This window comes from Streptomyces hokutonensis (assembly GCF_000376565.1).
Classification (GTDB): domain Bacteria; phylum Actinomycetota; class Actinomycetes; order Streptomycetales; family Streptomycetaceae; genus Streptomyces; species Streptomyces hokutonensis.
This window is the reverse complement of the sequence record NZ_BARG01000052.1, coordinates 215,920-230,099: the sequence shown is the minus strand read 5'-3', so window position 1 is coordinate 230,099 and position 14,180 is coordinate 215,920. Positions and strand designations below refer to the sequence as shown.

Sequence of the window (14,180 nt, the reverse complement as noted above, 5' to 3'; positions counted from 1 at the left end):
TCGGCGTCGCAGCTCACCGCTCCGGCCCGCCGACGACACCTGAGACCGGGAGACCGTCCGTGTCCTTTCCCCAGGCCTTCGTCGACCCCTCGTCCGTCGCCGTCGTCGGTGCCACCGAGGACCGCGCCAAATGGGGCTACTGGCTCGCCACCGGCGCCCTCGCGGGAGCCGATCGGCGGCAGGTGTGGCTGGTCAACCGCCGTGCCGCGCAGGTGCTGGGGCAGCCCTGCCGTCCGTCGGTGGGAGACCTGCCGGGAACCCCCGACCTCGTCGTCGTGTGCGTGCCGCCGGAGCACGTCCTCCCCGTCGTGCGGGACGCCCTGGCCAAGGGCTGCCGCGCGTTCCTCGCCATAACCACGGGACTTGGCGCCGACGAGGCCGAACTCGCCGCGCTGCTGCGGGAGTCGAGCGCGCGGATGATCGGGCCGAACAGCCTCGGGCTGTTCAACGCGGCCACCCAACTCCGGCTCGCCTGGGGGAACTTCACGCCCGGAAGCCTGGCGGTCGTCTCGCAGAGCGGTCAGCTGGGCTCCGAGATCGCCGGGCTCGGCGCACGGGCCGGACTGGGCGTGTCGCGCTTCTACTCGGTCGGCAACCAGCTCGACGTGGGAGCCGTCGACGTACTCGAATCGCTCGTCACCGACGAACACACCACCACGGTGGCGCTCTATCTGGAGAGCTTCGCGGACGGAGCTCGGATCGTCGCCGCCCTCGCGGCCCTCCGCCGCGCCGGCAAGCGCGCGCTGGTTCTCACCACGGGTGCCAGCGAGGGCAGCCGCCGGCTCGCGCGGTCCCACACCGGTTCGATGACCTCGGCGCTCGATGTCGTCGACGCGGCGTGCCGCGCCGCCGGAGTCCTCCGGGTGGCGTCACCGCGCGAACTCGTCGACGCTGCAAGGGTGTTGGACGCGACCGCACCGCCGAACGGACGTCGGGTCGCGATCATCAGCGACAGCGGCGGGCAGGGCGGGATCGCCGCCGATCTCGCAACCGACCATGGCCTCCGCACGCCGGTCTTCACCGACCGGCTGCAGACCGGCCTGCGTGCCCTGCTCCCCGCCGCCGCGGCGGTGTCCAATCCGGTGGACCTCGCGGGCGCGGGGGAAGCGGATCTCCAGGTCTACGCGCGGGTCGTCGAGTTGGTGGCCGCCTCCGGCGAGGTCGACTCGATCGTCCTGTCGGGGTATCTGGGTTGCTACGGCGAGGACTCGCCGAGCCTCGTGGACGCCGAGTCCGCCGTGATCGACCGCCTGGGCCACCGGACGGGCTCCGCGCGCGTGCCGCTGGTCGTGCACAGCATGAGTGCCGCGTCGCCTGCGGTCGCCCGGCTTCGGGAGTGCCGCGTCCCGGTCTTCGACACCGTCGACGCGGCCCTGGGCGCGCTGGGCCACGTGACCCGGCTGGGCGGACAGCCAAGGCCCATCCCGACGACCGTGCGAACCGAAACGGCCGTCCCAACTCCTGGCTACTGGGCGGCTCGTACGTTCCTCACGGCCCTCGGCGTCGCGATGCCCGAGGCACGACGGGTCACCGGCGCGGCCGGGTTCGCGGAGGCCTGCGCGTCCCTGCGACCGCCGCTGGTGCTCAAGGCCGGCTGGATCGAGCACAAGAGCGAACTCCAGGCCGTCAGAACCGGTTTGGGCCCGGACACCGCGGCCGAGGCGTTCCGCGAGATGTACGAACGGCTCGGACCGGGCGAGTACGTCGTCGAGGAGCAGGACACCCGGCCGGGCGTCGTCGAGATGCTGATCGGCGCCCGCCGGGACCGTGACTTCGGCCCGACGGTGGCCGTGGGCCATGGCGGAGTCCACGCCGAACTCTGGCGTGACGTGTCGCTGGAGTTGGCGCCGGTCGACCGGCGGACGGCGGCCGGGATGCTCGACCGGCTGCGTTCGCGCCGGCTGCTGGACGGCTGGCGGGGCCAGCTCGCGGTCGACCTCGACGCGCTGATCGACGCGATCGTCGCCGTGTCCGAGGCGATCGCGGCCACCCCTGGTGTGGCGGACATCGAGGTCAACCCGATCCGGGTCGGGCCCGGAGGCGCACTCGCCGTAGACGCGCTCGTCGTCTCCAGTGCCGTAGAAGCCGTACCAGAGACAACCGGGGCGAACGGCCTCCGGGAATCCATCGAGGAGCAGGAGATATCTCGTGAGCACGTCCACTGAGCCCTGGCCGCTGACCGATGAGCAGCGGGCGATCGTCGAACTGTGCCGGGAGTTCGCCGCGAACGAGATCCGGCCGCGCGGACGCGAGGTCGACGAGCGGGACATCGAGTCGCCGCTGGACATCTTCCGGGCCGCGTCCAAGGTCGGCATCACCGACTTCATGCTGCCCGAGGAGTACGGCGGGGGTGGGTTCACCGATGTCGTGACCCAGTGCCTGGTCCAGGAGCAGATGTGCTGGGGCGACCCGGGCATCGGCAACTTCGTCTGCTCCAACGGGTTCTTCGCCGATCCGCTGCTCGCGCTCGGCACCGAGGAACAGAAGGCGGAGTGGCTGCGACCGCTCTCCGGGCCCAACCCCCTCTACACGGCACTCGCGACCACCGAGCCGGAAGCGGGTTCCGACGCCGCCTCCATCGTCACCACCGCCGTCCGGGTCGAGGGCGGTTACTCGATCAGCGGGCAGAAGGCGTGGATCTCCAACGCGGGACTGGCCGACCAGTACGTGGTGTTCGCGAAGACCGACCCCACTCGGGGTTCCTCCGGGGTCACCGCGTTTCTGCTGCGCAAGGGTGCCGAGGGGATGAGGTTCGGCGAGCCCATGCGCAAGATGGGGCAGCGCGCGATCGTCTGCCGGGAGATCTTCTTCGACGAGGTCTTCGTGCCCGAGTCCGATCGGCTCGGCGATGAGGGGCAGGGCTTCCGCGGGCTGATGAGGACGTTCGACATCTCGCGGATCGTGCTGGCCGCCGCGGCGACCGGAGCGGCCCGTGCGGCCTACGAGTACGCGCTCAAGTACGCCCGGGAGCGCAAGCAGTTCGGGAAGCCGATCGTCGAGCACCAGGCCGTGGCGTTCCGGCTGGCCGACATGGCGACGCGGATCGAGTCCGCGTGGCTGCTCACCCTGCACGCGGCGCGGCAGATGGACGCCGGAGCGGACGCCACGAAGGTCGCGGCGATGGCGAAGCTCCAGGCCTCGGAGACCGCGATGGCGGTGACCTGGGGTGCCGTCCAGACTCTCGGCGGCTGGGGTTACTCGCGCGAGTTCCCGGTCGAACAGTGGATGCGCGACGCCAAGTTGGAGGAGATCGAGGAGGGCACCTCGGACATCATGCGGCTGATCATCTCGCGACGGCTCTGACGCCCCGGTCACCTACGACATCTCTGCCCCGCAACAGGAGTGACATGACCTTCCAGAACGAGTTCACGGAGATGTTCGGGGTCGAACATCCCATCGTGTGCGGCGGGATGCTCGCGGTGGGCACCGCGGAGCTGATCTCGGCCGTCGCGAACGCCGGCGCCCTGGGCTTCCTCAGCGCGCTGACGCAGCCCACTCCGGAGGCGCTCGCCAAGGAGATCGCGCACTGCCGTGAACTCACCGACAAGCCGTTCGGCGTCAACCTCACCATCCTGCCCACCATCGAGCCGGTGCCGTACGACGACTACCGGGCCGTCATCATCGACTCGGGCGTGAAGGTCGTGGAGACGGCGGGCAGCAACCCCGCGCCGCACCTGCCGGCGTTCAAGGAGGCCGGGGTGAAGGTCGTACACAAGGCCGTCGCCGTCCGGTACGCGCTGAAGGCCGAGGCGTTGGGCGTCGACGCCGTCAGCATCGACGGGTTCGAGTGTGCCGGGCACCCCGGCCAGGACGACGTCCCCGGGCTCGTCCTGATCCCGGCCGCCGCCCGCAGACTCCGCATCCCGGTCATCGCGTCCGGCGGTTTCGCGACCGGTTCCGGCCTCGTCGCGGCGCTGGCGCTCGGGGCGTGCGCGATCAACATGGGGACCCGGTTCGAGGCGACCGAGGAGGCGCCGATCCATCCGAACGTGAAGGCCCGGATCGTCGCGAACGACGAGCGCGGTACCCAGATCGTGTTCCGGGAGTTCGGCAACACCGCCCGGGTGGCGCGCAATTCGGTCTCGCAGGACATCGCCCGCCTCGGCGCGCTCCCCGGGGCCGCCTTCTCCGACGTCGCCGAACTCGCCTCCGGGAATCGCGGCAGGGAGCGGGTGCTGCGCGGGGGCGATGTGGAGGGCGGAATGTGGTGGGCCGGTCAAGCCCAGGGCCTCATCGACAGCGTGGAGAGCTGCGAGACGGTGGTCCGTACGATCGTGGCGGACGCGGAGAGCATCATCCGCGGCCGGCTCCGGGGGCACCTCGTACCGTCGGCCGACATGACTCCGGCGGGAACGGGTGGCATACCGTACTGATGCCCCTCCCCCGCCCAGATCCGATCCGCTTCGGAGGCCCCGCCCCATGGCCCGCCTGTACGTCCGCTCCGGCATCGCCCCCGACGCTCCGGACGCGGCCTTCCCCATCCTGGTCGTCGATCCGAACGGCACCCCGGGCGAGCGTGCGCTGGCCCGGCTCGGTGGGCACTGTTACGAGGGCGACGGGGCGTTCTACCTGGTGCGGACGGACGGCTGGGCCGAGCAGTCGCTCGATGCCGGGCAGCTCGTGGTCGGCATCGCCGTCCATCCCGTGCCGCTCCGGCACGTGGGCGTGGACCCCGCCGCCTTCCCCGAACGGTCGGCGATCGACCCCGACGCCGTACTGATCGTGGAGGCCCGGACGACAGCCGATCCGGGACTCTGCGCGCGCCTGAGCGAGCCGACCGCCGTGTTCACCGCGGGACCCGACGTCACGCTCGACGCTCTCCTCGCCGACGACGAGGAGTGGCCGATCATGGTGGCTCCCCCGCCGTCCGAGGCCTGACCGCCGCCGCGACGGGGCATGGTGATGCGGTGAGCGAAGACGACACGATCGCATCGGCACCGCAACCGACCTCCGAGGAGAACCGGCACGCCAGTTGGCTGGAACTGTTCTTCGACCTGGTCGCCGTGGCCGGGGTGGCACAGATCGCGCACCTGCTGCACGGGGTCCCGGACGTGTCCGATCTCGGGCTGTACGCGCTGCTGTTCCTGGCCTTCTGGACGGCTTGGATCGTCTTCACCCTGTACGCGAACGTGGCCTACGAGAACACCCACGTCAGTACGGTGCTGGCCGCGATGTTCGGCATGGCCGTCATGGCCGCGGCGGTACCGGGCGTGCACGAGGGGGACGACCAGCACGCGCGCGTGTTCGCGCTTGCCTACGTCCTGATCCGGGGTCTGGCGAGCCGGGCCTGGCAGCACCGTCGTCAGATCCTCGTCGACTGGCCGGCCGCTCAGATGTCGCTCGGCGTGATCCCCTGGATCGTCTCCCTCTGGGCGCACGACCCGACGCGTTACTGGCTCTGGGCCCTCGGTATCGCCCTCGATCTGTACGTCACCTTCGCGGTCTCCCCACGCGACCTCGTCGAGCGCCAGGGGGCCCGGGAACGCCACGACGAACGGCCCGCGCGACGCGGCCCCACAAGGGGCCCGTCGCTCGCACGGTCGCAGACGGAGCACCTGAGCGAGCGGCTCAGCCTCTTCGTCCTCATCGTGCTGGGTGAGGGCGTCGCCCAGGTCGTCGAAGCCACTTCGGACGCGGAGTGGGACAAGAAGCTGTGCGTGCTCGCCGTCGCGGCGTTCTTCCTCCTGGCCGCACTGTGGGCGTTGTCCTTCGAGCACGGCTATGCGGGGGTGCCGCATCTGACGGCGGGCGTGCTGCCCTCCCGCGCGGGGCTGCCCCTGCACTGTTTCGTGTCCGGTTGCCTCGCCGCCCTGGCCGCCGCGCTCGGAGCCGCGGCCGAGCACTTGGACACGCTGCCGGACGCCACCCGGTGGCTGCTGTGCTCGTCGCTGGCCGGGTACTTCCTGCTCAGCGGGCTTGCCTGGCTGGGCAAGGCCGACCGGGAACGGCGGTGGCTGCTGTCGGTGGCTCTCCCCTGCTGCGTACTGCCGCTGCTGCTGGCTGGGTTCGGCGCCCATGTGCGCACGGTGACCGTGGTCTGGCTGCTCGTCCTGATCGCCTTGTGGCCGATTCTCTACGAGCGGCTGGTGACTAAGTCGTCGAGGGAGACCGTGGGGACCGCGACCTGAGCCATGGGGGCGAGCTTGTACCGGTGGCGCGGGCTCGGGCAGGCTGAGTTCCCCGTCGCCAGGAGGAGCGGGACGACCAGAAGGAGTCTCCGGCATGATCGACTGGGTGCCTCTCCGTACCGGAGCTCGGCCCGTTCCTTCGCCCATGGCCACGCCACTGGTCTGGGCGGCGGCATCCGGTGGCGCGTTGGTGCTGGTGGCGCTGCTCAACGCGCTGATAGGTCCCGATCGGCCCTCGCCGGCGCTGGTCGCGCTGTCCCTGCTCTCCGTGGTGCTCGGTCTGTGCGCCCGTTTCACGGCGGCCCCCGGCACGGCGTTCCTGTGCTGGCTCTTCCTCAACGGCTTCGCCATACCGCCCGCCGGCACGCTCACCTGGGCCGGACACCGCGACACCTTCTGGCTCGGCTGCCTGTTCACCGCCGCCCTGCTGGGCACGGCTCTGGCCCGCCTCCTCCACGCCCGAGCCGCCTACCGCCGGGTCACCACCGGCGTCGGCGGCCCGACGGACACCGGATCATGAACGGCTTGGCCGCTCATCGGGCAATACCATCGCCCGGACGCCCACGGCGGCCCTCGCGGGCAGGCCACTCGGTCGGGTGACGGCCTGCGGCATCGCCGCTGCTTGCCGGACCGAAAAGTGCCGTTTCCGGGCTTGATGGCCAGATCCCTCTTATCGTGGAGCGACACAGTGACCATCGGCGTCGAAGCGGGCAGGCCATGCAGGATCCGGAGATCGATTATGCGGCGGTTTTCCGCGACCTGCCCGGCATGGTGGCGCTGCTCAGCCCCGAGCTCGTCTACCTCGACGCCAACGAGGACTTCCAGCGCCTGTCGGGGCGCAAGCGCGAGGAACTGGTCGGCCGCTACATCTTCGACGTCTTCCCCGAGAACCCCAAGGACCCGGCGGCGGCCGGCATGCGCGAGACCCGGGAGTCGATGCTCCGCGCGGTGACCACCGGGGAGCGCGACACCATGGCCCTGCTCCGCTACGACATCGAGGATCCCCCGCTCTCCGGTCGCTGGGTGGAGCACTTCTGGAGCCCGGTCAACGCGCCCGTCCGCGGCCCGGACGGCGAAGTGATGCTGATCGTGCACCGGGTCGAGGAGGTCACCGAGTTCGTCCGGGGCTTCGGCGGCCAGTCCGACGACGGTCGGGCCCGGGTGCTGGAGGCCGAGCTGTACACCCGGGCGCGTGAGCTGCAGCAGGTCAACGAGCGGCTGCGCACGGCCCACGCCCACGAGCGCGAGGTGGCCCTCACCCTGCAGGCGGCGATGCTGCCCCCGCCGCGACCCGTCGGACATCACCGCGCGGCCGTCCGTTACCGGCCCGCCGTGGGCGCGCTGAACGTCTGCGGCGACTGGTACGACCTGGTCGACCTGCCCGACGGCGGGATGGCGGTCGCCGTCGGTGACGTCGTCGGACACGGTCTGGCGGCGGCCTGCGCCATGGGCCAGCTGCGCAGCGCCCTGAGCGCGGCCTGCCGGGTCGCCGACGGACCGGGCTCCGCTCTGGAGGCCCTCGGCCTGTACTCCCGTTTCGTCGAGGGCGCCGAGTCGGCCACCGCGGTCACGACGTTCATCGACTGGGACGACCACACCATCACCTACAGCTGCGCGGGCCATCCACCGCCGGCCCTGCTCGACCCGGACGGCACGGTGACCTTCCTCGACCAGGCCACCGACCCGCCCCTGGGCGCCCAACCCGAGCATGTCGGCCGGGAGGAGACGAGCGTCCCCTTCGCCGTGGGCGCCACCCTCGTGCTGTACACCGACGGACTGATCGAGCGTCGTACGGAGGACATCGACCGCGGTCTGGCCCGCCTCGCCGACTCCCTCGCCCGCCATCGGCACGCGGAACCCGAGTCCCTGGCCGACGCGCTGCTCGCCGATCTGCTCCCCGCCGAGGGCAACACCGACGACACGGCCCTGATCGTGCTGCGTCTGTGACGGCCCGTCCGTTCCGCACGGGGGCCGTGCGTTTGGCCTGAACTCGTAGCCCGGTGAACCGCCCGCCGGGCTGGTGCGAGTACGCGGAACGGGCATGGCCGGGCGTCTCGTTCGCCGGTTTCAACCATGGCTTCTCGTAGCCCGTCCACAGCTTCCCCGGCCGATTGTCAGTGATCGCCGCTAACGTTCCGCTTGTCGTCGCACAGATGTCGGGACGTCCCGGCTGAACTGTGCTTTCTTCGGGCTGTGTTGATGCGGAAGGCGGGGGCATCGTGGGTTGGCTGTCGGCGGGTGACGGGTATGAAGTCGCCCTGGTGGAGGGGCGGGTGGCGGCGCGAGCCACCGGGGGCCGGTCGGCGGGACGGCAGTTGAAGTCCCTGCCGCGCGCGCTCAAGGACCACCCGGAGGTGGACCGGCTGCGGCGGTTCGCCGAATGGCTGGATCGGCATGCTGCGGGCTGCGTCGCTCAGGTCGACTCCTGGATGGTGTCGTCGCTCCCCGTCCCCACCGGTCTGCTGGTCCGCGTGTGGCCGGACGAGGCCTGGCAGTCGGCCCTGCGCGACCTGGCCGTGGTCGGCGACGACCCCGACGAGGTCGGTTTCCTCCGGGGCACCACCGAGGACGGCGAGCTGCGGGTGGTGAACCTCGACGGCGAGACGGTACGGCTGTCCCCGCGCACGGTGACCCTGCCGCACCCGGTGCTGCTGCCGGACCTCGACGACATCCGGGAGTTCGCGGCGGAGTTGGGCATAGTCCAGCGCGTCGAGCAGATCCACCGAGCCACCTGGCAGCGCCCCGACGAACTCGCTCCCAAGGCCACCGAGGTACGGGAGTTCAGCGGCGGCTCGTTCCGCTCCCGCTTCGCCCTCGCCGCGCGCGCCAGTTCGCTGGGCTACCGCGTCTCGGGCGGCTACTCCACGGCCCGGGTGCGCGACGGCGGGCGCACTGTCGAGGCCTCCGTGTGGATCGGGGAGCCGTACTGGGAGGACACGGTGGAGACGGGGAGCCTCAGCTGGCAGGACCAGGACGGCCGTGCCCTGCCGTTGCGGGAGGTGGGACCGGTGGCCTGGTCCGAGGGGATGCGGATGGCGGCGGCACTGTACGCCGGGCGTGACATCGAGGAAGGCAAGAGCGCATGAGCGGGGGGACGCAGGTGTCGTACGAAGACATGCTCGCGGCGGGGGCGGTGCTGCCGCCGGACGCGGAGGGCGCCGGTGAGCGCGCGGTGCCGCTGACGGCACGCACCTATACGCACCCGGGTCTCGACGACCGGGTGGTGGTGCGGCTGGTCGCCGGTGAACTGGGCGCGGCGGAGGACCTGGCCGCGGGTTTCCTCGGTCTGGAGCAGGACGCCGAGCCCGTAGTGGTGGGGCTGGGTCTGCGTCAGTCGCTTGGCTTCCCGGAGTGGGTGCTGGTGCATCATCCCGAGGACGGGCACCACGCGCTCGGTGTCGTACCGGACCTGGAGCGGGCTGCCCGGCAGGCGAAGTCCCGGCCCAAGGCCGCGCTGGACGCGTACGTGGAACTCGGCGCGCGGCTGGCGGCCTCCGTGCCGCACTTCCTGCCGACCTTCTACGAGCAGGCGGGCCGGGTGTTCCTGGCCGAGGAGAACGCCACGTACGCGGCCCAGTTGTTCACGCGGGCCCGCAAGGCCGAGGCGGAGCACGGGCTGGTCATCGAGGAGGACCGGCTCGACGCGGTGTTCCTGGAGTTCGCGCTGGCGGGCGCGCTGCCGGTGAAGGTGCTGTCCTCCTACGGCAAGGAGCTGTCCGCGCGGGTACCGGCCGAGGAGGCGCTGCGGCGCTTCACGCGGCTGTGTCTGCGCCGTACCGCGGGCGGTCTGCCGCCGTCCGCCCAGATGGCGGGCGATCTGCGCAAGCTGGCGCGCGCCGCGGGGCAGGACGCCGACCTCGCCGAGCAGGAGTACCTGTCCGAGCTGCTCGGTCTGCCGGCCACGCTGCGTGCCGCGGCCGGCTGGTGGAAGGGCCACCGTGCCGCGCTGGTGGCACTGGCCGCACGGGAACGCCAGGTGCGCGGCACCCTGCTGGACATGATTCCGGCGGGCCACGACGACGAGATGCCCGCGCTGTGGCTCCAGGTGCTGGAGGACTCCGGCGCCACGGCGGGATTGTGGGACGCCACGCTGCCCGAGGAGGAGCGTCCCCGGGACGGCACGGCCGGGTGGCTGGAGCGTTTCCTGACGTTCCGTGAGCGGGCCCGGTCCTGGCGCGGCTCGACCCGGATGCCGCAGCTGTACCCGCTCGTGGAGCGGACGGCGGACCGGCTGCGGGCCGAACTCACCGCGTCCGGCGGCGCGTTGAAGGTCACCCACGACATCGACCTGATCGATCTGCTGCTGTCCCTGGACGTACCGGTGGCGGCTCCGGAGCGGGACCACGCCCTGCCGCTGGAGCAGTGGGCGGTGGGTGACGGGCACCGGGACCTGCTGCTCCTGGGGGCCGACGCCCGGTTCCACAGCGCCTTCCTGAAGGGCGCGGACCGGTTCGGCAACGACGACCCGGGGCTTCGGGCCATCCGGCTGCTGTCGCAGTCGCCCGGCTGTCGTCCGCTGCTGGCCCAGTGGGTGCGCGCGGTCGTCGAGCGGTTCACCGCGGTCGGTCTCCCGCAGTTGCCCGACGCCCTGCATCGCCTGAAGTGGCTGCCCGCCGAGGCGCTGGCGCTGGCCGAGGCGGACGTCCGCGCGGCGGTCGCCACCGACCTCGCCCCCGTGCTGGCGCGCACCCTGCGGGCCGGTCTCTTCGACGAACTCGGCTGGCCCGCCTGGGAGGAGGCGGCGGCCGCTCTCGTGCCGAAGGACAGGGTGGAGGACCTGGTCGTCGCCGACGCGTGGCCCCACCTCGTGGTGGCCGGCGAGGCCCAGGCCCGGGTGATCGGCGCCGAGGGCACCCTGCTCACCCACGACCTGCGCATCCCCGGGAACGACCGGTACGGCGACCCCGGCTTCCACCACGTCGACGGCGAACTCCTCGTCTACTGGAACAGCCGCAACGACGGCCTGCGCGGCTACTGGCACACCCGCGCCGACCGGGTCGAGAAGCTGGAAGGCCCGCGCGGTACCCGCGGCACCGAAATGGACTGGTACAAGGGCAACTTCCCCATCACCCTGCCGCTGCCCGGCGGCGGCCGGACCACCGGTCGCGGTGTACTGCACGCCGGGGACACGACCGTGCCCGAGGAGCGACCGCTGCTCTTCGACGGCTCCAACTACTGGGTGTGGCACGCGGATTCGGAGGACCCGGAGGCGCGCGGCTGGTACGAGTACGACCCCGCCACCGACGAGCTCGGGCGCATGAGCCGGCCCGCATTCCTCGCCGACGCACTGCGTGACGCCCCCGCCGGCAGCACCTTCGCCGGCGGACGGCTGCGCCCCTCCCCCACGTCCGGCGCCGCCCCCGCCTCCGCTCCCGTCGACGGTCTCGTCGGCCTGCGCAGGCTGCAACTCCCCGACGGCTCCACGCGGGTCGAGGATCTCGCCGGGCACACCCTCACGCTGCCCGCCGACGCGGGCCGGCCGTACACGCTGGTGATGTTCCCGGGCGCGGAGCGGCCCACCGCGGTCGTGCACAACGGCTGGCAGCTCGATCTGGTCGACGCGGACGGTGTCGTCACCGCCTGGGGGAAGACCGACCGTACGGCGGGCGTGTTCGGCGAGGGCACTCTGCTGCTGCCGCCGATGCAGTACTGGGAGTGCCTGACCCCGCGCGACCCGGCGGGCTCCACGGGACTGCGCCACATCGACCGGGACACCACCGCGGCCCTGCTGTCGGCCGCCGGCGACAAGGAACCGGAGGCGCTGCCCGCCGCGATCCGCACCCTGCTGCACGTCACCCACCCCGCCCTGCTCGCGGGCATCGCCGGGGTCGTGCGGTACGCGGCGGCCCAGCAGGCGGTCCTGGACGCGGCGGCGACCCGGCTCACCCTGGCCCTGGAAGGCGGAGTGGAGGACGAGGGACCGGCCGGTCCGACGGACAGCGTGCTGCGTGACGCGATGAGCGGCCTCGGCGCGTCCAACGGCTACTGGTGGAACCGCGACGACCAGGCCGACACCGTCTTCCGCGCCCTGCGGATGCTGACCCGTGCCGCCGACGCCACCGACGTCGTACCGGAACCGTCCGATGGCCGGCTCCACCTCGACGCGCGCGAACTGCCCGTCGGGCAGCCGGAGTTGCACACCCTGCTCGGGCGGGTGACGGCCCTCGCCTACCGGGCGGCGGCCGGTACCACCGCCGACGAGCACCGCGAGGCACTCCAGCAACTGCTGGCCGGATTCGCGCAGTTGGGGCTGGGCGGGCCCGATCGCTGGCGCAGGGTGACTCTGCACCTGGACGCGCACCGGCTGCGGCTGGCCTCGGGCAACTGGCGGGAGGGCTCCTGGAACGGGCTGCTGCCGCTGGCCGACGGCGCCTTCGTCGCGGTGACCGGACACGGGTCCCTGGGGGACGACGGCTGCGACTTCACCGGTCTGTTCCACGATCCGGCGGGACGGTTCGCCGCTCCGGAACCGTACAAGGTCCTGGCCTGCGACCCGATCGGCGAGGACGAACATCCGGGCCGACTCGGTGCGTTCCTCGCGGCGCTCGCCGAGCGCGGTCCGGCGCCGTGGTTCCCGGACGCGGCCGAGGAGTTCGCCCGGCTGACCGGTGTCACCGAGACCATGGCCCGGCTCGTCGTCGCCGGGCTGCCGGGAGTCGACGCCTACGAGCGGGCCTTCCTCACCACCGAGGCGCGCAATGTCATCGGGGTGAAGGTCGCCCCTGCGGCGGTCGCCAAGGACGAACTGCGCGCCCTCGACAGCGCCGTCCGCGCCGCGGTCGTGGCCGCTCTGCTGCCCGCCGACCCGGTCCGCCTGTGGACCGAGGGCCCGGACGTGGCGGCGGGCGCCGCGGTGTGGAACAGCAGGCTCGGCAAGCGTCCGGCCATCCCCGAGGACCTGCTCAGCGACGGCATCCGCGCCTTCAAGCACGCACCGTGGCCGGTACGGGAGGCGCTGCCCGCGCTGCTGGACCCGGCCCGTGCCCCGCAGCTCAGCCGGGATCTGCGGTGGGAGGTCAACGGCGACCGGGTGCGGCCGGTCGGCAACGACACGGCCGGGTTCACCACGCAGACCCTGGTCGGCTCGGTCGGCCTCGCAGCGTGGCTCGCCCACCGGCTGCCCGCCGGCGACCCGATCCGCGCCGCGCTGCCACCCGCGCTCACCGCGGTGCGCCAACGCCTGGCCGCCCCCGGGCTGATGCTCGACCTCGGCCCGTACATCAGCCTCCCCGCGTTCCGGAAGACGGCGGGTACGCCCACCGAGACCGGTCCGGGATTCGAGCGCTACGGCGCCGTCGTCCTCGCCACCCACGACGACCAGCCGGCCCCGGGCATCCGGGTCGACCTCCTCGACGAGGCCGGCCAGGACCCCTACCTGCCCGCGACCCGCGTAAATGACCAGCCGTTCCCGACGGAGACAGCCCTGCGGCTGGTCCGCGACCCCCGGTTCGCTGCCCTCCTCGCCGACCCCGGCGAGCCGATCGCGGGCGAGTGGGACAAGGACGGCACCTGGTGGCCCCAGCACCCGGGCCACTCCGTGCCCGACCTGGTCGTCGAGGTGGCCAAGGAGTACGGCCTCGGCGAGGACGCGGCCACGCTGTATCTGATGCTGCTCGCCATGCCCGACCCGACCGACCGCACGACGGCACGGTGGACGGGCTGGAAGCCGGCCCGGCTCAAGGCGGCCCGCGCCGAACTCGCCGCGACCGACCTCGTGGTCGAGGCCACCAGGACCAGGGCGGGCCGCTCGCTCTTCCTGCCCGGCGGCTGGGCCGAACAGCCGTCCCCGCGCGTCCCCTTGGAGCGCTGGAAGCTGCCGCTCTTCGACCTCGTCGACGGCGATCACACCCCCCTCGGGGTGATCGTGCCGACCGAACCGGTCGCGGACCTGTACCGCAGAGCCTGGCAGCGGGTCCAGGAGGGCGACGCTCCCCGGTTCGAGGAGCTGAAGGTGCGCCGGGGCCGCCGCCGCTGACGACGCCGTACCGGGGGCGTCCGCCATCTCCGGCGCCCCCCTCATCAACGACCAACAGACCTACCCAGCAAGGACTT

The 14,180-nt window shown here is 72.3% G+C and carries 9 protein-coding genes; all 9 read left to right on the top strand.

Going from position 1 to position 14,180, the window contains the following annotated elements:
- Positions 1-59 precede the first annotated feature (59 nt).
- Positions 60-2,165 carry an acetate--CoA ligase family protein gene (locus SSP08S_RS32215; RefSeq protein ID WP_019071787.1) on the top strand — a complete coding sequence of 702 codons (2,106 nt, stop codon included), beginning with the start codon at positions 60-62 and terminating at the stop codon, positions 2,163-2,165.
- Positions 2,149-3,303, top strand: a complete 1,155-nt coding sequence (locus SSP08S_RS32210; RefSeq protein ID WP_019071786.1) for an acyl-CoA dehydrogenase family protein — start codon at positions 2,149-2,151, stop codon at positions 3,301-3,303. Before SSP08S_RS32215 ends, SSP08S_RS32210 begins: the two co-directional genes overlap by 17 nt.
- A gap of 44 nt (positions 3,304-3,347) precedes the next feature.
- On the top strand, positions 3,348-4,373 hold the full coding sequence (locus SSP08S_RS32205) for an NAD(P)H-dependent flavin oxidoreductase (RefSeq protein WP_019071785.1): 1,026 nt from the start codon (positions 3,348-3,350) through the stop codon (positions 4,371-4,373).
- 46 nt (positions 4,374-4,419) lie between these two features.
- Entirely contained in the window at positions 4,420-4,878 is a 459-nt protein-coding gene (locus tag SSP08S_RS32200; protein ID WP_019071784.1) for a hypothetical protein, read from the top strand.
- Positions 4,879-4,907: 29 nt separating this feature from the next.
- Entirely contained in the window at positions 4,908-6,128 is a 1,221-nt protein-coding gene (locus tag SSP08S_RS56300; RefSeq protein WP_019071783.1) for a low temperature requirement protein A, read from the top strand.
- Between the two features lie 94 nt (positions 6,129-6,222).
- Positions 6,223-6,648 carry a hypothetical protein gene (locus tag SSP08S_RS32190; protein ID WP_026179010.1) on the top strand — a complete coding sequence of 142 codons (426 nt, stop codon included), beginning with the start codon at positions 6,223-6,225 and terminating at the stop codon, positions 6,646-6,648.
- Positions 6,649-6,845: 197 nt separating this feature from the next.
- A complete protein-coding gene (locus SSP08S_RS32185) occupies positions 6,846-8,075 on the top strand; it encodes a PP2C family protein-serine/threonine phosphatase (RefSeq protein ID WP_019071781.1) in 1,230 nt (409 codons plus the stop codon).
- A 272-nt stretch (positions 8,076-8,347) separates the two neighbouring features.
- Positions 8,348-9,214 (top strand): DUF4132 domain-containing protein, encoded by an 867-nt coding sequence (locus SSP08S_RS32180; RefSeq protein WP_019071780.1) that lies wholly within the window; start codon positions 8,348-8,350, stop codon positions 9,212-9,214.
- Complete coding sequence (locus tag SSP08S_RS32175) at positions 9,211-14,103, top strand: hypothetical protein (RefSeq protein ID WP_019071779.1); 4,893 nt, start codon at positions 9,211-9,213, stop codon at positions 14,101-14,103. The genes SSP08S_RS32180 and SSP08S_RS32175 overlap by 4 nt, the downstream gene beginning before the upstream one ends.
- The last annotated feature ends 77 nt before the right edge of the window (positions 14,104-14,180 follow it).

Bases quoted from the DNA above. Each gene is read 5' to 3' on its own strand.
- SSP08S_RS32205 (WP_019071785.1), top strand. From the start codon at position 3,348: ATGACCTTCCAGAACGAGTTCACGGAGATGTTCGGGGTCGAACATCCC.
- SSP08S_RS32200 (WP_019071784.1), top strand. From the start codon at position 4,420: ATGGCCCGCCTGTACGTCCGCTCCGGCATCGCCCCCGACGCTCCGGAC.
- SSP08S_RS32190 (WP_026179010.1), top strand. From the start codon at position 6,223: ATGATCGACTGGGTGCCTCTCCGTACCGGAGCTCGGCCCGTTCCTTCG.
- SSP08S_RS32185 (WP_019071781.1), top strand. From the start codon at position 6,846: ATGCAGGATCCGGAGATCGATTATGCGGCGGTTTTCCGCGACCTGCCC.
- SSP08S_RS32175 (WP_019071779.1), top strand. From the start codon at position 9,211: ATGAGCGGGGGGACGCAGGTGTCGTACGAAGACATGCTCGCGGCGGGG.